This is a genomic window from Chitinophaga hostae, assembly GCF_018224885.1.
GTDB classification, from domain to species: Bacteria; Bacteroidota; Bacteroidia; order Chitinophagales; family Chitinophagaceae; genus Chitinophaga; species Chitinophaga hostae.
The window spans coordinates 223,728-243,666 of the sequence record NZ_JAGTXB010000011.1 but is presented as its reverse complement, the minus strand read 5'-3'; the positions used below and the strand labels follow the sequence as shown (position 1 = coordinate 243,666).

The following is a 19,939-nucleotide window of genomic DNA, read 5'->3' as shown; positions in this document are numbered from 1 at the left end:
ATAATTATATGGTTATGCAACGCATACCTTTTTTATATACGATGTTACTGTTGGGCTTCTTGCTATCCTCCTGTAAAAAAGGACTGGAAGAAATCAACGTGAATCCAAACGAGTCGGAAGTCATCAATCCTGAGTTCCTGCTATCGTCGACCATCATTAATACCGCCTACGCCTACCAGCAGGATGCCTATTTTGATAAACCGGCATCTGCAGGCCGTTATATTACTATGGTGCGTAATGAAGGGGATGATAAATTTGACTGGGGGCCGCAGAGCTGGGATGCAGAGTACGCGCGACTTTCTGCCAACCGGGAAATGATGGCGCTGGCACAGAAAATGAATGTACCGCAGTATGTGGCAGTGGGTAAAATAATGGAAGCGTTTAACTTTGCCTACGTTACCGATCTGTTCGGCGACATTCCCTATACAGACGCGCTGTTGCTGAAATCAGAAAGACTGGTGCATCCAAAATATGACCCGCAACAAACGGTTTACCCGGCTTTGCTGAAAACGCTGAAAGATGCCAATGATCAGCTGATCAGCATCGGTAATAAAGTTGATGGCAATGCAGATGTGATGTATGCCGGTGAACCGCTGAACTGGCGCAAGTTTGCTAACTCGTTGCGGCTAAGAATGCTGCTGCGTATCGCCAAAAATTATCCGTCTGCATTTACAGAAATGCAGGAGATCCTGAACGATAAAAACAAATATCCCATCTTTGAAAGCAATGCGGACAATGCAGAAGTGAAATACCTGGGTACCTTGTCCGGCAACTCCTGGCCTGGCGGCCCCACGGCCAATTCCTTCTCAGAGTTTGATAAACGTAAGCCCAGCAAGGAAATCGTAGATGCCCTTTTGCAACGGAATGACCCGCGGCTGCCAGTGTGGATCGCCAAGGTAGATGCGCTTACCGGTGGCACGGTAGATAATCATCCTTATGTAGGTGTGCCAAATGCTATTCCAGCGCCTTATGACTATAACGGCGGAGCAGATCATATTTCACGTTTGGCAGCTATCTTTAAAAGCAACAGCGATCCCATGGTGAAAGCTACCATGATGACGTATGCCGAAGTTTGCTTTATCCTTGCAGAATGTGTACAGGCAGGAAAAGTGACCGTACCTGGTAAAACAGCTGAAAGCCTTTACTATGCTGGTATCGCCGCCAATATGAAATATTATGGGGTAGATCAGGCCGCCACCAACAACCACTACTACGATCAGCCGCTCGTAAAATATAATGGCACGCTGGAGCAGCTGATTGGTCAGAAATGGATCGCCGGTTTCCTGAAAGGAACGGAAGCATGGTTTGATAACCGTCGCACCGGTTTCCCGAAATTTGTATTGGGCCCCTTGTCTTCTACTCCGGTTTTACCCAAACGGTATATTTATCCTACCGGGGAACGCGATACCAACGAAGACGAGTACCAGAAAGGTGTTGCCGCATTCGGACCAGATAAACAAACCACACTGATGTGGTACCTCAAATAAACATTACAGGAAGCAGGTGGTGATCCGCCACCTGCTTTGCTGTCCTGCTATTCCTTTTTGTTAATCTGGATTAAATGATATAATGAGAGGATTCCTTACTTTATTATTGCTGATTCCTGTTTTTTGTGCGGCTGCCACCTGGCAGGAGGTTACCATCGTAAGTAAAGATAAACAGATCGCTGCGCAGGTATTACAGGAAGAAGTACTGCGCCGTACGGGCCTCGCCTGGCGGATTACAGACCGGATGCCGGCAAACGGACCGGTGATCGTATTCAGCAGTATCAAATGCGCTCCGGAGTCTTATCATGTCCGCGAAGTTCCTGATAAAAAAAGACAAATCATACAGGTAAACGGAGATGGTCCGCGCGGCCTGCTATATGGCGCGGGCTATCTGCTCCGCATAATGCAATACGGGCAAGGGCAGGTAAATTTTCCGGAACATTTAGCCGTTGATGCCAGCCCGGAGAAAGCCATACGCGGGCATCAGATCGGGTACCGGAATCTCGCCAACTCCTACGATGGATGGACACCGGAACAATACGAACAATACATCCGCGACCTCGCTATATTTGGGGCCAACAGTATTGAAGCTATTCCCTTTATGCCGCCGTCTCCCCATTTTCACCTGCCCTCTATGGACATGAACCTGCGGATCAGCAGCTTTTGCAAAAAGTATGACCTGGATTTTTCGGTGTGGACACCCGCCACTTTTGATTTAAACGATACCGCCAAAAGAAACTATTACCTGCTGCAGTTTGACACGCTCTTCCGCCAGGCGGTCAGGCTCGATGCCGTTTTTTTTCCGGGCGGCGATCCCGGTCATAACGCCCCGCAGCTGGTGATGCCATTGCTGGAAGAATTATCCCTTCCCTTAAAAAAGTATCACCCGAAAGCACGTATCTGGTTGTCGCTGCAAGGCTATGACAGCACAGCATGTGCATTCGTGTATTCCTATATCTGTCAACATCATCCAACCTGGCTGGGCGGCATCGTAGTGGGACCGTCCAGTCCATCGTTGGAGGATACCCGGGCGGCATTGCCCGCGGGCTACGCCATCCGTCATTATCCCGATATCACCCACACAGTCCGTTGCGATTATCCCGTGGTATGGTGGGATCCTGCTTTTGCGTTTACCCTTGGCCGTGAGCCGGTAAATCCGCAGCCCGTTTACTATGCCAATGTCTACCGCTTTATTGCGCCCTATATGGATGGCTTCATCAGCTATTCCGACGGTGCGCACGACGATATCAATAAAATGCTGTGGAGCGCACTGGGGTGGAACAGCAGGGCAGATGTCAGGGAGATATTAATGCAATACGCCAATTTCTTTTTCGGATCTGCTGTCAGGGAAGATGCAGCGGACGGCGTGCTGGCCCTGGAAAAAAACTGGGACGGCGCCATCGCGGAAAATGGGGGTATTGAGGCTACTCTCAGCTTATGGCAGCAACTGGAACAGCGGCACCCGGAGCTAACCGGCAACTGGCGCTGGCAAATGTGCCTGTTAAGAGCTTACTATGACGCCTATACGAGAAAGCGCGCTATCCGCGAAGCCGCGCTGGAAGCCACCGTCAACAGTATCCTGCCGGAAGGGGGGAATGCAATGGACCGTGCGGAGAAAATATTACAACAAGCCGACGAACCGGTGGAACCGCAGTGGCGCAATCGCATCATTGAATTGTGTGATCATCTTTTTAAATCGGTAGCACTGCAAACCAGCGTATCCAGGTACCAGGCCGCAGGGCCGGAAAGGGGCGCCATACTGGATTTCCTGGACCGGCCACTGAATAACCGCTGGTGGCTGGAAGATAAGTTCCGTTATATCCGTACGCTGCCGAAAGCCGCTCAGCAGAAAGCGCTGGACACCATCGCCCGCTGGGAAAATCCCGGTCCGGGAAGCTATTACGATGCAGTGGGTAATATCTCTAAGTCGCCCCACGTACTTAGGTCCGAGGACCTGCATACAGATCCGCTGATGCGCAGAAGTGATACGCCGGGTTTTGACTGGTGGGAAAGTGGATACAGCCGTCAACGTTTATCCTGGATGGTGAGTTTACGCTGGCCTTCTGCTATGCGTTACGATCACCTGGATACTACCGCGCGCTATATGGTGCGGGTAACAGGTTATGGCGAAAGCCTGCTGCGGGCAAACGGCGTGCGGCTTACACCCGGTGTTTACAATAAAGAAGTGGGTGGAATAAAAGAGTTTGCCGTGCCTTCCTCGCTTACCGGCACCGGTACACTGCTGCTTACCTGGGATGCAATTGATGAAGAACACCTTAACTGGCGCCAACATTCAAGGGTCACCGAAGTGTGGCTGATAAAATTATAAAATTACCGGGATGAAGAAATTAGCAAGCCTGGCAGCGGTGATGCTGCTCTCGTATGTCACTTATGCCACGCCTGACAGGCCTTTTATGCAGGCGGTTAGCGTGCAATTCCATGTGCCGGCCGGACTGGAGCTGCTCAAAGTAATAGCCGATTATAATGACAATGTGCAGGTACTTACCTCTCAGGGCTTTTACCGTTTGAATGGAAACGACCTGGTAAAAGATCTTCGCTTCCGGCCGCTGGCGCAGAAAGTACCGGTGGATGTAACCACGCAGGAGGGGAGTGGTCACCTCTATTATTTATATACTGATAAGTGTTTGACAAACGGCTACGCTGGCGTGCCCTATATCAATCTGCCTGCCGGGAAATTTAACCGGGTGGTGGTAGATGCTGCCGGCCGCGTGTTGTTGTCCGGGAGCAACGCCCTGGCTATTGCAGCCGACGGAAAGATGCGGGAGCTGCCTTCGTTGACAGATCAGGTACAAAGTATGGCGGCCAGCAACGGGGAGTTTTTTATCTTGGGCAGCAAAGCCATTTACCGTTTGAATGGTGATCATTTTGTGCCGCTGCATCGTGTAAACAACGCTACTGCCATGGCCTTCAAGGGAAATGATATTGTGGTGGGCACCGGTAACGGCTACTACGCCGTGGATCGCCAGACAGGTGATACCAGCCTGTCGCTGCAAATTCGTATACCCGTTACCGGTATTCATGACCTACTGGTAACCGACGGTCACATATGGGCAGGTACCGCCGAAGGCGCTTTTATGAAAACGGATGCCGGCGCCTATCGCTATTTTGCTTCCCGCCGCTGGTTGGACCAGGACAGCGTAAAAAGTATGACCGCTACCAGTAACGGTGACGTATATATTTTAACAGGGACAGGTCTTAATAAAATTGCTTTTGTTCAACAAACGCTCGCGCAGAAAGCGGCTTATTTTGAACGCAAAATCCGGGAACGGCATATCCGCTACGGCTTTATCGCCAACGTTCAACTCAATCCGCCCGGTGATATTGCATCCGCAGAAATGGCGGATACGGATAACGATGGGCTGTGGACAAGTTTTTACCTCAGCAGCCAGGCTTTCCGTTATGCGGTGACCCATGAACCGGTGGCCAAACGCTATGCCTGGGAAGCGTTTGAAGCCTTTGAAAGAATACTTTCTGTCAACCAGTTAACAGGCTTTCCCGCGCGCACCTTTGAGCGCAAAGGATATAAAAACTCCGACCCGGAACGCTGGCGCGACTCGCCCGATCCGGAATGGGAATGGAAAGGGCATACCAGCAGCGATGAGTATGTTGCTTATATCTGGATCGCCGCAGTATTGCATGAAATGGTAGCAGAAACACCGGAAGAAAAACAACGGGTCACTGCTTTCATTGATAAGATTATGACGCATATCCTCGATCATAAATATACACTGGTCGACATTGATAACAAGCCCACACTCTGGGCCCGCTGGGGACCGGAGTATATCAACTGGTATCCTACCACCATCGGCGACCGTCGCCTCGGAAGTACTACTATCATGGCGGGTTTACAACTGGCTTATGCGCTCACCGGAAAGGAACGGTACAAAAAGGAAGCTTATAAGCTCATCAACAAATACGGCTATCTGAAAAATATCCTGATCGACTACCGCACCATCAAGCCTACTCCCGGTTACCTGCACATGGGAATCGACATGGGCAACGGAGGCTGGAATCACTCGGACGATGAAATGGCATTTCTTACCTATTGGGTATTGTACAGGTATGCATTTACCGATGAACTGAAACAACAATACAAAGGCGCTATCAGCAACCACTGGGAGCTGGAACGCCCGGAGAAAAATGCCGTATGGAACCTGATCACTATGGCCACTGCCGGCGATTTCGACGGCGATGCCACCACCTGGTGGTTACAAACTTTTCCGATGGACCTGGTCAACTGGAAGATAAAAAATTCCGACAGGAAAGATATTACCCTGCTGCCACCCAATTTCCGCGGTCAGCAAACAGCCGTATTGCTGCCGCTTGACGAGCTGCCGGTACATCGTCATAACGCCAACGCATTTACGTTGGATGGCGGTCATGGTGGGGATGCGGAGCTGGCAGGTGATGAATTCCTGTTACCATACTGGATGGCGCGTTACCTGAAGGTGCTCGATTGATAACAGATATTTTTCCCTGGTACAACGATAATCAAATTTTCCCTGCTGACCGGACATCCCGACTATACCGCATTCTAAACCGGATAAATGTTAAGGTAAGTCCCATGGCAAAAGGAAGGGTATTGACAAGAACAAAAAGACTCCCTTCGTTCACAAGACCGTTCTCTTCATTTAATTGATTAATTTCCCCGTAAAGTAGGATGCTTATCCAAATTGCAGGAAGCAAAAGCCAGCAGGCCGCGCTTAAAAAAAAGTTTTTTCGAACCTGCATATAGTTGTTAAAAAAGAGCGTTAGCGATAACAGGCAGATACACATACAGTTTATCATCAGCAGCATCATGGCAAAAGCGCCCATGCTGTTGGCAGTGACCCATTCGCTGGTATATTTTGGTCCAAAGCTGAGATCGATGATTGTATATAGCAGGTAGCCGGCAATAGTAACAGCAGAAGGAAGTATTACTGCATATTTGTAGTATTTATATAGGGACATTGGCAGATAGTGATTATACAGTTTGTAATATCGTTTTATGACCAAGACTAAGGTAACATAATCTGCGATACCTGATAAAATGAAGGTGAAATTCCTGTTATTGTAGTATATTTCTGTACCAGAAAAAATGAACATGAAAAACTACGGGCTATACATATTGTTTATCGTTTTCAGTTGGTACAGTTGTGCACCTTCTGCCGGGGAAAAAAACACCTTCGGAACGCCGTTGCGCGCGCCGGAGCAAATTCTTTCCAATGTGATGGGCTTTATGAGTTACCGGCAGGACTTTCTGAAGCTGGCGGTCGACTACCGCACTTTTGATACCGCTTTACATCCCATTGATAAGGCTGCATTCCTGGAAGCATTTGCTACGGGAGATTATTTGCCACTCCGAATTACCGGCAACGATAGCGCTATCAGTTATAAATTATATAAGCTGCCTGCATCTACCAGCAAAGATGTAGCAAATACCATCAGGTATTACGGTGAAGCACAGCTGAAGAATTTTAAAAGAGAAGGAGATAAATTTCCTGCCTTTAGTTTTTCAGATGTAAACGGTACCGTTTACAATAACGACAGTCTTAAAAATAAAACAGTGGTGATGAAATTCTGGTTTATTCACTGTGTGTCCTGTGTAGCAGAAATGCCGCGGTTAAATGAGCTGGTGGCTGAGTATAAGGACCGAAAAGATGTACTGTTTTTAAGTATGGCTTTTGACCGGAAAGATCAGCTGGTCAATTTTTTGAAAAACACACGGTTTCTTTATCATACTATTCCTGTCCCTGAATCCTTTATTTCAGAAGAAGTGAAAGTCAGTGGTTACCCCACACACATCATACTGAAAGACGGTATGATCAAAAAAATACCGGATGGTGCAGAAGAATTGGTGGATGCTTTAGAAGAAGAGGTACCACTGAAATAATATTTACAGCGGCATCCTGACAAAAAATGCCTGTCTCAAAAAAAAATATTTCAGATTTTGTATTTTAATTTATTTTGTATAGCTTCGAGTCCGGAAATATTCGAACCCCAACACCCCAATGTTTTGAAGATTTAGAATTTAGTGTAACTCCCAAAAAAAATCACAAAAAATGATTACGTCTCAGTAACCTGACTTCCCTAGGAAGTATTCTTTACAGTTGGACTATTTGCCGCTTTACCGCGTTGCAGCTGATGTTCACCTGTCAGTACTGTATTGTTTTGTATAATCAGGGCTGTGTCAACAGTACAGGTCCTTGTTATGCCCGCGCGTAGCATGTCTTCACCATAGGCTGCCATCGCGTTATGAAAAACCGTTGCCCTAAAAATCAACATTGTTATGATTGATCTATTGCTTGCAGAAATGGTAGCAAAGCTGAATCTCTATTTTGGTCTCCGATCCAAAGGTGGCCCCGGTGATCTTTTTGAGTGTGTGACCGGCGATGTATCGTTGCACGACAAAAGCGCAGAAGGTGGCGGAGAGGAACTGTTTCACGATAAGGTGATCCTCACACTGATATCTGTTGAAGAAGAGAATGCCATGCGGAACAATTACCCGATCCGTGAAATCGGCAGCACCTTTGTCAAAGAGAAGAGCGCAGTATATGTAAATGTATTCCTCCTTTTTTCCGCACGGTATGAAACATATGTTACCAGCGTACAAGCCATCAGTCATGTGATCAGCTGTTTCCAGGCTACCCGGCGATTGCTCATTTCAGTAAATGGCGAGGAACAGGAAGCTGTACTGAATCTGCATAATCTCGGTTTCGAAAATCTGAATAACCTCTGGACGGTAATGGGTGGAAGATACCTGCCTTCCGTTATCTATAAAGCACGCGTGCTGATGTTCCAACAGGCGCCACCGGTAGGAGGTGCATTGATCACCGACATACAAGGCACTGAAACTGTTTAGCCATGTTACATTTCAAATACACCCCACTGATCTCTTTTGATGTAGCGCATTCGTACTACAAGGATAAGCATGCCGCAGATGCCGCTTATACGTTGCTGCCTTCAACCATCGCTGTTATGGAGTCCTATGGTCTGAAAGCAAAGCAATCAAATGGCACATTAAAGCTCTATCTCAAGCGGGATGAAAACAACCAGCCGTTTGTGCCCCTGGATACCGTGATTGATCTCTACTTCGGCATACAGATAAAAACTGACCTGCTCAATATCACCAGCAGTTTTGGCAAAGGCCGTTACTGGTTTTCCAATCTGAAGGAAGATGGCACTTACCAGCAACAGCTTACTTTAACCGCCGCTAACGAATTACCAGAAATAGCACGTCAGCAAAAGATGTTCAATTTTCCCGCTGGTACTGTAGCGTCGCTCACCCTCAAGCGCCCCGCTGCAGTGCCTGGCGGCTGGATAAACGTTAGCACCACTACCGTCGATGCATTGAGCGGTGCAGCAAAAGTAACGGTGCAGGAGCCCGGGCTTTACCTGTTCGAAAAAAAGCTGACGGGGGGTGGCACGGATACCGGTAAAATTATTCTGAGCGATGAAATGGTGCAGCAAGCTAACAACTGGTCCATCCTTCATCTGCAGCTGAAACCCGGCGATGATAACCTGGTGTTTTCCCTGACCTTGGGCGCCCGTAAATCGAAATGGCAGTATTACCTGGTGGAACCTACGGATCGTGGCGGTTCTACAGTGGATGCGTCCAAGCTGACCATCTCTTACAGTGCGGCAGCGTCATCCCGTTATCCGGCCAATGTTGCGATCACAAAAAAGTTACCACCTTATTTACCGGCAGAAAAAAATTATATCGATGGCCTCAAAGCCGATGGAAAAATAAAAGAAGTATATCTCTTCGAGTCGCAAACGGATATGGAAATATTGGATGGCGAACAACCGGTAGTAAAGCTGAATAAAGATATGGGCGGAGAAGTAGGACACATCGCTATTCCGGATAGAAGCATGAAAAATACAACTATCATTTATAAACTCTAAATGCAAATGACATGGCAGCCTTGCTAGATTTAAGAATGCCTGGCGTCTACACCCAGGAAATTTCTACCCTCCCGCCAACGGTAGGCGTTATCCCCAGCGCCGTACCGGTTTTCATCGGGTACACCCAGAAAGCAGAAAAAAAAGGGGATAGCCTGTTGGGCAAACCCACCAGGATCAAGTCGATGAAAGAATATCAGGACTTGTTCGGCAGCGCCCCCCTGCAACAGATCCAGGTAACCATCGATGAAAGCGCAGGTACACCTGATGTAAGCGTGTTGGAGCCGGACGACTTTAAATTCAAAATGTATCATTCGCTGTTATTCTATTATGCTAATGGCGGTGGTCCTTGTTTTATCCTCTCTGTAGGTGGCTATGATACACCACCTGCGGCGAAACCGCTCTCCGATGCCATTGGTTCGCTTACCAAAATCCAGGAAGTAACCATCCTCGTATTCCCTGATGGCACCTCCCTCCAGGAAACTGCCTACCAGGGCGTAATTGGTGAAGCGCTGAAGCATTGCAACAGGATGAAAGACCGCGTAACCGTCATCGACCTGCATGATAAAAACGGTGATGATCTCGCTGTTATTGAAGCTGGTTTCCAAACGGGCATGCCCAACGATATTGACTTTAAGAAATACGGGATGGCCTATTATCCCTATATCAGGACCATTTTCAGTTATAACTATGCAGAAGCGGGTGTTACCGTGAAATCGCACACGCAACTGGCGCCACCTGCAGGCAGTGTAGTAGATGACCTTAAAGCAAAAGGTGCTGCTTACCAAAGTGCGGTGAAAGCTTACCCTGCAACGGCCGCCAAGGTAGCATCGCTGACCGCAGAAAAGGAGGTGCTGACCTATTTAAAAACTACACTCGAAGCATACAAAACAGCCAATCCAAATGCAACCGATCCGCAGCTAGTAACACAGCTGAAAAAGATCTCGAAAGATTCAGGAAAAGCTATTCCCGCCGATATAGCAGATGACCTGGATGCCAATGGCGCTGTACCCCTGACCATTCTCGACACAGCTGTTACCACGGTAACCACTGCGCTGGGTACTGCCACAACAGCGGAAACTGCTGCAAAGAAAGCAGTAGCAGATGGCCTCAAAGCGATTAAAGATGCACTGAAAGCATTGCCTGCCGGCACCAATGTGCCGTTTACCAATTTTAGTCTCGATCTGATTAAAGATATCAACAACCTCATTTACGGTAAGATCAAAGATGCGATTGCCAACTTAGCGGTAAATCTTCCGCCATGCGGCGCCATTGCAGGTATCTATGTGCGCGTGGACGCCAACGCCGGCCCATGGAAAGCGCCTGCCAATGTAAGCGTTTTCGGTGGTATCAAACCTTCACTGGAAATAGATGATGACCTGCACGCCAATCTCAACGCACCGTCTAACGGTAAAGCCATTAATGCGATCCGCACTTATCCGGGCCGCGGACTGCTGGTATACGGCGCAAGAACATTGGCCGGGAACGACCTGGAATGGCGCTATGTAAACGTACGCCGCACCTTTTGCTTTATCGAAGACTCGGTAGCTATCGCCATGCAGGATTTTGTATTCGAACCCAACACGGAACAAACCTGGATCAAGGTAAGGGCCATGATCAAAAGCTTCCTCAACAGGCTCTGGAAAGCCGGCGGACTTTATGGTAATACGCCTGCCGATGCTTACGAAGTGATTTGTGGAGCCCCGGATTCTATCAGCGACGACGACATTCTCAACGGTATCATGCGCATCTTCATCAAGGTAGCCGTAGCAAGACCGGCAGAGTTTATCGTACTGCAGTATGAGCATAAGTTTGAACTGGTGGAATCCTGATAATACATTTTTAAAAGCATTTAAATTTTTATAGCAAATGGCAAAGAGTTATCCTCTCCCCAAATTCTATTTTAAGGTATCCCGCCCAGAGCAGGAATTTAACAGCGCTGACCAGATCGGTTTCACGGAAGTGAGCGGACTGGATTATCAGACAGACCTGATAGAATACCGGCATGGCGCCGATCCTAATTTCTCCAAGATCAAGATGCCGGGGCTGCGTAAGTTCAGCAACGTCACCCTGAAAAAAGGATTGATCCAGGGATTCAAAGACGCCAACGCAGATTTTTTCAGCTGGATCGGCGACGGCTCAAAAGCCGGCTCCGTGCGCAAAAGGGTAGGCTATCGCAAAAACCTGGTGATCACCCTCAACGATGAAGAAGGCAATCCCGTGGTAGCATGGACGCTGACAAACGCATTTCCGGTGAAGGTATCTTTCACCGATATGAAAGCGGATGCCAATGAAGTAGCCGTAGAAACACTGGAACTGGGCATTGAAGAATTGACAGTAGAATATAAATAAATAGTATGCAGGTACTGGGAAATTATTATCCGCCGGCGGGTTTTTACTTTAAGGTCGTGATTGATGGCATGCCGGACAGCGACTCTGAATTTCAGGAGCTGTCAGGGCTTTCCATGAGCATGGAAACACAGTCCGTCAAAGAGGCCGGAGAGAACCGCTTCACACACCAGCTTCCGCTGCCTGCAAAGGCGGAGCCGCTGGTGCTGAAACGTGGACTGAAAGTCAGTTCACCGCTGGTTGAGTGGTGCCGGAAAGCCATAGAAGATTTTAGCTTCTCGCCCAAAAATCTGCACGTATTCCTGCTCGATATTGAAGGCGGTACACAGGGCGCACCAAAACCGCTCATGGCCTGGCACCTCATCAATGCATTTCCCACCAAGTGGGAAGTCACTGGTCTCAATGCACTAAACAACGATATCGCCATTGAAACGATACAGATCAACTATAATTATTTCACAAAATCATCTTAAATCATTCTCATCATGCCCATTGTTATCAGGGAACTGCTGGTGAAGGCCAATGTAACGGCCGCCAATCCCGGCGCAGCTGCTAATACAGCCGCTGCGGCCCCCGCAGCCATCCCCGAAGATGTGAAAGTACGCATCATCGAAGAAGCGGTACAACAGGTGATGGAAATGCTGGAAAGACAAAAAGATCGCTGATATGGACGGATCAATTTCCAAATTACGCATCGTTTCACTACCGGGCCCCGACACCGGCGGAAAAGGCGTGACAGGCAGTATCGGGGTGGGTGATATCCTGCAAACACTTACCACCAAAATATTTGAAGTGCAGATCAACCCCGAAACCATCAGCAGGAACTTTAGTATCAAGTACAACGAACCGGATACGAAAGGAACACCGGGAACAGAACTGCAATTCGATAAGGTAAATCCGGAAGAACTGGAACTCCGCTTTATCCTCGACGGTACCGGCGTAGTGCCCTCCGCAGGCCTTTCCGCCGACCTGGTAGGCAGCATCATGAGCGCACTGCCGGCAGAAGCACAGGGCGCCTATGTGCCCGTAAGAGTGGCGCAGCTGCAAGCCGCTGTGTACGACTTTAAAGATGAAAGTCATCGTACCCCCTTCCTGTTGGTACAATATGGCAAACTGGTGTTTATGGGACTGCTCCTGAACATGGGCATCAACTATAACCTTTTTAGCCCGGACGGTATCCCGCTGCGCGCAGAAATTACGCTGAAACTCAAAGCACATACACCTTTTAAAGACAGTATGGCCTTGCTTTCATTGCTGTCGCCCGACCTTAGCCGCCATCACCTGGTGCTGGCCGGCGAAAACATCCTGCGCATCTGTGATGATGTATACGAGGATGAAAAATATTACCTGGAAGTGGCGAAGGCCAACAAACTCACCAACTTCAGGAACCTGCAACCCGGCACACAGCTTATTCTTCCACCCATCGATAAAACCGCGAAAAGATGATCCTGCCACTCACAGGGGAAACACAAAACAGGGAAACGCATAACGTATCCATTACCGTGAAAGCAGACGGTAAAGAGGTAACGATGTTGCCCGGCGGACTGATATCCTTGTCCATAGGACTGGAGCTTAACCGCATACCCTGGGCGCGCCTTGTATTTGCGGATGGCGCCGTAGAAAAACAGGAGTTTGCGAAAAGTAACCTCGCGCTGTTTTCTCCCGGTAAAACCGTGGAAATACTCCTCGGATATAACCAGCAGGAAGAAACTGTTTTTAAAGGCATCATCATCCGGCACGCAGTAAAAGTACAGCAGGCCCGTTATTTCCGGCTGGAGATAGAATGCCGCGATGCCGCCGTGAAAACGACGGTAGCCAGGAAGAGCCGCTACTTTTATAATCTTTCTGATAAAGACCTTGTACAAAATATCCTTAATGATTACCCCGATGTAAAAATCGGAACATTGGAAAGCCCGGGTTACACACACAACGAGTTAGTGCAATACAATGTAACCGACTGGGACTTTATGCTGCTAAGGGCCGATGCCAACGGGCTTTGTCTCAACCTGCTGGATGGCGACCTGCACATGAAGAAACCGGCTGTAAAACCTACCCCCGATCTGCAGGTGCAGTTTGGGGTAGGCAGCACCGGTATTCCCATACTTGAGTTTGAATCCGAACTGGATGCCCGCGATCATTACCCCGAAGTGAAAGGCAGCACCTGGGATTATACCCGGCAGGAAGTGATGGAAGAATCTGCCGGCGCAGCAGGTGGCCCCGCTGCGGGTTTGCTGTCACAGGCGGCCGGCGCGCTTACCGGTGGCGGTGGTGCACAACGCGATTTCCCGGATGTATTGTATAAAGATAATCCAGTGCAGCTCTATCACGGCGGAGATATGGATACCCAGGAACTCAGTGCCTGGGCTGCCGCCAAGCAGCAACGCGGAACCTTATCACATGTAAAAGGCCGCGCTTCGGTAAACGGCGTGAAAGTACAACCCGGCGATACCCTCGAAGTAAACGGGGTAGGCGACCGGTTTAACGGTACACATCTTATCAGCGCCGTATTACACCAGGTGGTAAACGGGCAGTGGAAAACAGATGTGCAGTTTGGCTGGAATAAAAATTTTACGGCAGAAAATATAACGCCGGAAGCAGCAGATGCCGCAGGCCTGGTAGGAGGCATTCGCGGCCTGCATGCAGGCATCGTATCAAAAATTGCGGGCGATACCCGCAGCGGCGATTACCGGGTACAGGTGAGGTTGCCGTATGTGGCACAGAACCCAAACAGCACCAGCGCCGATGGTATTTGGGCAAGACTGGTAAATATCTACGCCGGTAATGACCGCGGATTTATTTTCAGACCCGAGCTAAATGATGAAGTCATTATCGGGTTTATCAACAACGACCCCAATGACGCCGTAGTGCTGGGCGCCGTACACAGCGATAAAAATACAGCCCCGCAGGATATACCAGCCTCTGATCAGAATCCTAAAAAAGGATTCATTTCCAAAGCAGGTATGCAATTCCTTTTTGATGATGATAACAAGAAAATAATTCTCAGCGCAGGAGACAGCAACAGCCCCAAAATTGAGCTGGATGGAAGCGGACAAAAGATCAGCATCGTGCTGGACGGCAGCACTTCCATTGAATTATCGGCGCAGGGAATAAAAATAAATGGTACCCGAATCGATTTAAACTGATCAGTTATGCCAGGAAAACCAGCAGCACGCAATACCGATATTCATGTATGTCCTAAAACATTGCCACCGCCATCTACCGTGCCGCACGGGCCCGGACAGATCATGGCCGCCGGGACAGCAAGGGTATTTGTAAACCAGCTCGCCGCTGCCGTGAAAAACGATATGTGTATTTGTGTGGAACCAGGCAATATGATCAAGAACGGTTCTTCTTCAGTTTTCTTTGGCGGTCAGCCCGCAGCGCGACAAATGGATGAAACTACCCATCAGCCGGGAGGCATGATACAGGCAGGATCTCCCAATGTATTCATCGGAGGATAAAAATATAAACCATGGAATATTTATTCTTAAATCCGCAGGACGAACAGAAAGCCTTTCTCGGCAAAGGCTGGGCCTTTCCGCCCGCCTTTGACCGTAACACCGGGAAAGTAGGCATGGCACAATATGAAGAAGATATTGACCAGAGTCTCCGGATATTATTCAGCACCAGCGTACGCGAACGCGTGCTGCAACCGGAATTCGGCTGTAACCCGGAAGACTACGTGTTCACCGCACTCAACATCACCTTTCTCAGTTACCTGGAAGACCTGATCCGTAAAAACATTGCCAAATTCGAACCACGGATCAAAGTGCTGTCGCTCGTGATTGCACCCACCGAACTGGAAGGCATGCTGGAAATTAAACTGGACTATGTTGTCCGCACCACTAACACCAGGTATAACATCGTGTACCCATTTTATAAACAAGAGGGAACAAACGTGGACGTATGATACTACACTGCAACACATTGCGCCATCCATTGGTACATGGCGGCACCCAACAACGCGACAGACTGCTGATCAGCCTGATCCCTGAACAACTGGAACTGGACGATCGCGCTATTGAAGAACTGATTGCCTTTGCAGGCGGATTGTCTACCCACGTGCGCCATTGGGGCCCGGATAACAAGGAGGCGGGCGATTGGCTGCCTTTCTGGGAATCTGATACCACCAGCCTCCTGGCCATCCTCGCCGCCACCGATCTCGATAGTCCGCGCACCGCTTTCCGCTCCAAAGAAATACTTTTCCGCCGCCGGAAAAAACAGGAAGATATGGGTACCGCAAAACCCGGTGAGCCTCCTTCTGCCGCCATTATGGAAGAGATGATCAAAAGTACGGCATGCGGCATCTACGGTCTTGCGCTGACGATCCTTCATATCTGCCAGAAAATTCCGGCAACACATCCGCTGAAACAGGATATTATCAATATTATCAGCAGCACCCTGCAGGATCCATTGTACCGGCTTATACAATTTCACAAAGCCATTGATCAGGCAGCTATTCAGCAATATGAAGGGTTTATAGGTACCACCGGCTGTTCAGCACCATGGGGGCTCAAAGATAAAGCAGCCTTCGAATGTATCAATTTCGTATTGCCGTATGAGTATATCGATGAATTGTGGAGCCTCTTCCTGAAATTCTACAAAGCATTATCGATCATCCTGGAAAAAGTAAAGAAAGCTTTTCACAGCTCCCTTCGCTCCCGGCATGACCATGAACCACATATTGCCCTGTTCATCACCTTTCTCCACCTGTTCAAATACCTGCAACAGGAATTGAATAACACGGTAGAAAAACATTTACTGTTCTATTACCATGATGTGCTGCGCTTGGAAAAACGTCAGCTGGTACCCGATAAAGTACATATCGTATTTGAACTGGCCCTTCGGTTGCCGCCACACCTGATCACCGCCGGTACGGCGCTAAAAGCAGGTGCGGATGCAGCAGGTGTTCCAATGACCTATGCTTTAACAGATGAGTTAGTGATTTCACCTGTAAAACTGGTGGAGAAAAAGAACCTGTATGTAAAAGACGACAGAGCAAATGGTCGGCCGGTAAAGCATGTTTACTCATTGCCGGCCGCCGATAAAAGAGATGGCCTGGAAGAAGAATGGCCGGAAGGAGAGAAGGCATGGCGGGCGCTTTCCGGGGAAACCGTGTACGAGAGAATCAGCTACCAGTATCGCAAAATCCAGGGCCTGCTGGACACTTATGAGTATCATCCTGCAGCTGTGCTGAAGGAACAACAGAAGCTGGCGAAGAAACTCGGGCAACTGCAGGCTTACGCGGGTTTCAGCATTAACAGCACAGAATTCTGGCTGGAAAATGGAGCCGACCGGATGATCTCATTGCAGTTAACCACTACCGCTAACATCGATAGTCTCAATTTACTGGAACTGTTCCAGCTGGATATATCTACAGAGAAAGGACTGATTCCGTTGAACCCCAATGTAGCCAATCAACCTTACGACTATAACGATACACGCACCGGCATGCCCTATTCTTTTCTGAGCGACATCCGGAACGAATATTATTCGGAGATCAGTGCGGCGAAAGCAGCAGGTATTCCACCGGATGCGACCTACAGTCTTTATAACAGGGTAGCACAGGTACATCCTTACGGAGGTGGTATTGATCTCGCCAAAAAAGAGACAATAAAAGGAGAAAAGGAAGACATGATTGTATGGATCTACCGTCTCATCATCTGGCTGCATGCCGACTTCCCCGCAGTGCTGCCGGCAGATGAAAATACGCCTCCTTTTATACGTTTTAAAACCCGGGAATTAAAAGAAACAGATCTCACTATACAACAGGTAGAAGTATATAGCTACAGCGGTATTGTTACAGAATATTCCGAAACAGGTATGGGCGTGCTGGGCCATCTGCAACAACCCGGGCAACCGGCTGTTTTTTTCAGAGAAAATACTCCCGGGGTCATAGAATCCAAAAACCAGCTGGTCATGGCCTCGAAGGTGGAATCGGATGTGTTTATAAAATTACAGGAGCTTTTTTTTAAGGATCCCGGCTTCCTGTACATTTGGCATAACGGCGATGATAACCTGAGCCTGGGAACGAAATCTTTTTTATACGATGGCGGCTGGCTGGAAATAAAAGATAACACAGGCCCCGGCATTATCAACTACGTTGAAAAAGAAGGCCCCTTACAGGCTTCCGGTCAGTTCCCGGTAGTAAAGTCTTCCAGGGTGAGCGGCTGGATTAAAATGGAAGTTACCTGGGGCGGCGAGCAGTTCTTTGTACTGGATGCTAATAACATTGTATTCGCTTATCGCAGCAACCCGGTAAAAATTGATGCCAATGATACCAGTCTCCATCAGCGAACAGATGGAAGATTGACCTCCCGGCACTTTTTGCGCGCCTTTAATTCGCTGGGTAACTGGGAAGATTTGTCTGGCAACGGCGTAAGCAGCTCCCCGCTGATCCCCATGCCGGAACCGCAACTGCCCATTGGTCCAGAGTTATTTGAACCTTCCCGGCCAAGGCCTGTACCGGCTAACGGTAACCTTTTCCTGGGCTTCGAACAGCTAAAGCCTGATCAAACACTATCGTTGCTTTTCAAAACGGCGCCTGGTACCGGCAACCCGGATCATTATGCACCCGACATCGCATGGTCCTATCTCACCGACAACAACTGGACAGCCCTGCCTCCGCAATATATCCTGAAGGATACCACCCTGGGGATGCAACAAACCGGTATTATCCTTTTCCAGATACCCGGAAATATCAACAACGATAACACGGCCATTACCGGTAAAGACGGACGAAAGGATCTCTACTGGCTCAGGGCTTCCGCAGTGGAAAAGCCGGAAGACGACGTGATGGTAGACGCGTTGCCCATGCTCGTAGATATCCATGTAAATGCAGCGGAAGCTGTCTTCACAGATAATAACAATACAGAAGAACACCTCATAAACGGTATACCGCCATTCACTGTCAGCGCCCTGAAGTACCGGGATGTGCAGGTGAAAACAGTTACCCAGCCTTATGCTTCCTTCCAGGGACGCACCTCTGAACAGTTGGACCGCGATGGCTATATCACACGCATACACGAAAGACTGCGTCACAAAGACAGGGCCGTAACCTTATGGGATTATGAGCGCCTGTTGCTGGAGTCTTTCCCGGAAGTGAAAGTATTGAAATGCCTGCCGCATTCCCGCCGTATTTATACCGCCAAGCCAGGACATGTTACCGTGGCAGCAATTCCATACCCGGAAAAGATGACGGGCAACCGTATTTTTTATCCCATCTTCGAAGCGGGGGAACTAACCACTATGAAACAGTTCCTCGCAAAACGTAACAGCTATTTTGTGGGCGGTTATGGAGATCCCGGATTTTGCTGTTGTGAAGATAACTGCCAATGCGATGATGAACACGATCGCCTCGATGTGATCAATGCCAGGTTTGAGCCGGTAAGGATCAGGGTATGCGTGCGCTTCCTGAAAGGGAAGGATATTCCCTTCTACACCAAAGCGCTGAACGAAGCACTGAAATTGTTTTTGTCGCCCTGGGCAAAAGGGAAAAAAGCATTGTTGTTTGGTACCTCCGTGAGCAGAACACGATTGCTGCAGTTCCTCGAAAACCTCGACTATGTGGATGTGGTGACCAACCTGAAAATTAAACATTTCTCTTCCCGGCAAATGGCGGAAGAATATGAAGACAGCATCAACTGGAGCACCACCGAAGTAATTACGCCATACGCCGCGGCATCAGTCCTCACCACTTATCTCGACAGGCTGAACGAAGACAACCCTAATGTCATTGATCATGATATCAACGTGATAAGGGAAAATGACCGCTGCGCCTGTGGCAGCTGTGAAGAAGACCGTCCGCCAACGTTTACAGATGAAGTGATCGACGTAAAAGAAGACACCCGAAATGTACCGGCGCCCGATAGGAAAGAAACGGATAAAACGAACACCGCACCGGTTACCGCCAAACAGCGGAAGGAGCTACACGATCTGTTACTGAAGGCCTGGCAACCCCGGCTTATCCATGCCGATGCCATTATTAATGCAATGAAAAAAGCACTGAAAATGGCACTGGAAGAAAAGAAGCTGGAAGGAAAAATTCCCGCCGACGCCAGGAAAGGAATCGCCGGAGAACATGCCTACCGCATTACACCGGTGTTGCTTAACAACCAGGTAACCGCAATGAATGTAGATGTAGCCTTTACGAAAGATGAATTTACCACGATAAAAATAGACAAGCCCCAAAAATAAACTGA

General features: G+C 48.7%; 16 protein-coding genes. 15 read left to right on the top strand and 1 reads right to left on the bottom strand.

Annotated features, from left to right (window positions below; translation table 11 throughout):
- Positions 1-14: 14 nt before the first annotated feature.
- The 3 genes from KE626_RS22000 to KE626_RS21990 all read left to right on the top strand — a co-directional run bounded on the left by KE626_RS22000 (position 15) and on the right by KE626_RS21990 (position 5,968).
- Positions 15-1,487 (top strand): SusD/RagB family nutrient-binding outer membrane lipoprotein, encoded by a 1,473-nt coding sequence (locus tag KE626_RS22000; protein ID WP_211975146.1) that lies wholly within the window; start codon positions 15-17, stop codon positions 1,485-1,487.
- A gap of 82 nt (positions 1,488-1,569) precedes the next feature.
- Positions 1,570-3,816, top strand: coding sequence for a hypothetical protein (locus tag KE626_RS21995; protein ID WP_211975145.1), 2,247 nt, complete (start codon positions 1,570-1,572; stop codon positions 3,814-3,816).
- 10 nt (positions 3,817-3,826) lie between these two features.
- On the top strand, positions 3,827-5,968 hold the full coding sequence (locus KE626_RS21990) for a ligand-binding sensor domain-containing protein (RefSeq protein WP_211975144.1): 2,142 nt from the start codon (positions 3,827-3,829) through the stop codon (positions 5,966-5,968).
- A gap of 31 nt (positions 5,969-5,999) precedes the next feature.
- Here KE626_RS21990 and KE626_RS21985 read toward each other — a convergent pair whose 3' ends face one another.
- A complete protein-coding gene (locus KE626_RS21985) occupies positions 6,000-6,458 on the bottom strand; it encodes a hypothetical protein (RefSeq protein WP_211975143.1) in 459 nt (152 codons plus the stop codon).
- Between the two features lie 133 nt (positions 6,459-6,591).
- Between KE626_RS21985 and KE626_RS21980 the strand changes: the two genes are divergently transcribed.
- The 12 genes from KE626_RS21980 (at position 6,592) to KE626_RS21925 (ending at position 19,934) form a co-directional block, all read left to right on the top strand.
- Positions 6,592-7,380, top strand: coding sequence for a TlpA family protein disulfide reductase (locus KE626_RS21980; RefSeq protein WP_211975142.1), 789 nt, complete (start codon positions 6,592-6,594; stop codon positions 7,378-7,380).
- A 396-nt stretch (positions 7,381-7,776) separates the two neighbouring features.
- Positions 7,777-8,349 (top strand): Pvc16 family protein, encoded by a 573-nt coding sequence (locus KE626_RS21975; protein WP_211975141.1) that lies wholly within the window; start codon positions 7,777-7,779, stop codon positions 8,347-8,349.
- Between the two features lie 2 nt (positions 8,350-8,351).
- Positions 8,352-9,392, top strand: a complete 1,041-nt coding sequence (locus tag KE626_RS21970) for a hypothetical protein (RefSeq protein ID WP_211975140.1) — start codon at positions 8,352-8,354, stop codon at positions 9,390-9,392.
- Between the two features lie 11 nt (positions 9,393-9,403).
- Positions 9,404-11,221 carry a phage tail sheath family protein gene (locus tag KE626_RS21965; protein WP_211975139.1) on the top strand — a complete coding sequence of 606 codons (1,818 nt, stop codon included), beginning with the start codon at positions 9,404-9,406 and terminating at the stop codon, positions 11,219-11,221.
- A gap of 37 nt (positions 11,222-11,258) precedes the next feature.
- Positions 11,259-11,741, top strand: a complete 483-nt coding sequence (locus KE626_RS21960; protein WP_211975138.1) for a phage tail protein — start codon at positions 11,259-11,261, stop codon at positions 11,739-11,741.
- Between the two features lie 5 nt (positions 11,742-11,746).
- On the top strand, positions 11,747-12,211 hold the full coding sequence (locus KE626_RS21955) for a phage tail protein (protein ID WP_211975137.1): 465 nt from the start codon (positions 11,747-11,749) through the stop codon (positions 12,209-12,211).
- 12 nt (positions 12,212-12,223) lie between these two features.
- Positions 12,224-12,403, top strand: coding sequence for a DUF5908 family protein (locus KE626_RS21950; protein ID WP_211975136.1), 180 nt, complete (start codon positions 12,224-12,226; stop codon positions 12,401-12,403).
- Between the two features lies 1 nt (position 12,404).
- Positions 12,405-13,184 (top strand): CIS tube protein, encoded by a 780-nt coding sequence (locus tag KE626_RS21945; protein ID WP_211975135.1) that lies wholly within the window; start codon positions 12,405-12,407, stop codon positions 13,182-13,184.
- Positions 13,181-14,881: a type VI secretion system tip protein VgrG gene (vgrG, locus tag KE626_RS21940; protein ID WP_211975134.1), complete on the top strand. Its 1,701-nt coding sequence runs from the start codon at positions 13,181-13,183 to the stop codon at positions 14,879-14,881. Before KE626_RS21945 ends, vgrG begins: the two co-directional genes overlap by 4 nt.
- 6 nt (positions 14,882-14,887) lie before the next feature.
- A complete protein-coding gene (locus tag KE626_RS21935; protein WP_211975133.1) occupies positions 14,888-15,199 on the top strand; it encodes a PAAR domain-containing protein in 312 nt (103 codons plus the stop codon).
- 11 nt (positions 15,200-15,210) lie between these two features.
- Complete coding sequence (locus KE626_RS21930) at positions 15,211-15,648, top strand: GPW/gp25 family protein (protein WP_211975132.1); 438 nt, start codon at positions 15,211-15,213, stop codon at positions 15,646-15,648.
- Complete coding sequence (locus tag KE626_RS21925) at positions 15,645-19,934, top strand: hypothetical protein (protein WP_211975131.1); 4,290 nt, start codon at positions 15,645-15,647, stop codon at positions 19,932-19,934. The genes KE626_RS21930 and KE626_RS21925 overlap by 4 nt, the downstream gene beginning before the upstream one ends.
- Positions 19,935-19,939 lie beyond the last annotated feature (5 nt).

What these genes read in the sequence shown, in the direction of transcription:
- KE626_RS22000 (WP_211975146.1), top strand. Translation starts at nt 15, where the DNA reads ATGCAACGCATACCTTTTTTATATACGATGTTACTGTTGGGCTTCTTG.
- KE626_RS21995 (WP_211975145.1), top strand. Translation starts at nt 1,570, where the DNA reads ATGAGAGGATTCCTTACTTTATTATTGCTGATTCCTGTTTTTTGTGCG.
- KE626_RS21990 (WP_211975144.1), top strand. Translation starts at nt 3,827, where the DNA reads ATGAAGAAATTAGCAAGCCTGGCAGCGGTGATGCTGCTCTCGTATGTC.
- KE626_RS21985 (WP_211975143.1), bottom strand. Translation starts at nt 6,458, where the DNA reads ATGTCCCTATATAAATACTACAAATATGCAGTAATACTTCCTTCTGCT.
- KE626_RS21980 (WP_211975142.1), top strand. Translation starts at nt 6,592, where the DNA reads ATGAAAAACTACGGGCTATACATATTGTTTATCGTTTTCAGTTGGTAC.
- KE626_RS21975 (WP_211975141.1), top strand. Translation starts at nt 7,777, where the DNA reads ATGATTGATCTATTGCTTGCAGAAATGGTAGCAAAGCTGAATCTCTAT.
- KE626_RS21970 (WP_211975140.1), top strand. Translation starts at nt 8,352, where the DNA reads ATGTTACATTTCAAATACACCCCACTGATCTCTTTTGATGTAGCGCAT.
- KE626_RS21965 (WP_211975139.1), top strand. Translation starts at nt 9,404, where the DNA reads ATGGCAGCCTTGCTAGATTTAAGAATGCCTGGCGTCTACACCCAGGAA.
- KE626_RS21960 (WP_211975138.1), top strand. Translation starts at nt 11,259, where the DNA reads ATGGCAAAGAGTTATCCTCTCCCCAAATTCTATTTTAAGGTATCCCGC.
- KE626_RS21955 (WP_211975137.1), top strand. Translation starts at nt 11,747, where the DNA reads ATGCAGGTACTGGGAAATTATTATCCGCCGGCGGGTTTTTACTTTAAG.
- KE626_RS21950 (WP_211975136.1), top strand. Translation starts at nt 12,224, where the DNA reads ATGCCCATTGTTATCAGGGAACTGCTGGTGAAGGCCAATGTAACGGCC.
- KE626_RS21945 (WP_211975135.1), top strand. Translation starts at nt 12,405, where the DNA reads ATGGACGGATCAATTTCCAAATTACGCATCGTTTCACTACCGGGCCCC.
- vgrG (WP_211975134.1), top strand. Translation starts at nt 13,181, where the DNA reads ATGATCCTGCCACTCACAGGGGAAACACAAAACAGGGAAACGCATAAC.
- KE626_RS21935 (WP_211975133.1), top strand. Translation starts at nt 14,888, where the DNA reads ATGCCAGGAAAACCAGCAGCACGCAATACCGATATTCATGTATGTCCT.
- KE626_RS21930 (WP_211975132.1), top strand. Translation starts at nt 15,211, where the DNA reads ATGGAATATTTATTCTTAAATCCGCAGGACGAACAGAAAGCCTTTCTC.
- KE626_RS21925 (WP_211975131.1), top strand. Translation starts at nt 15,645, where the DNA reads ATGATACTACACTGCAACACATTGCGCCATCCATTGGTACATGGCGGC.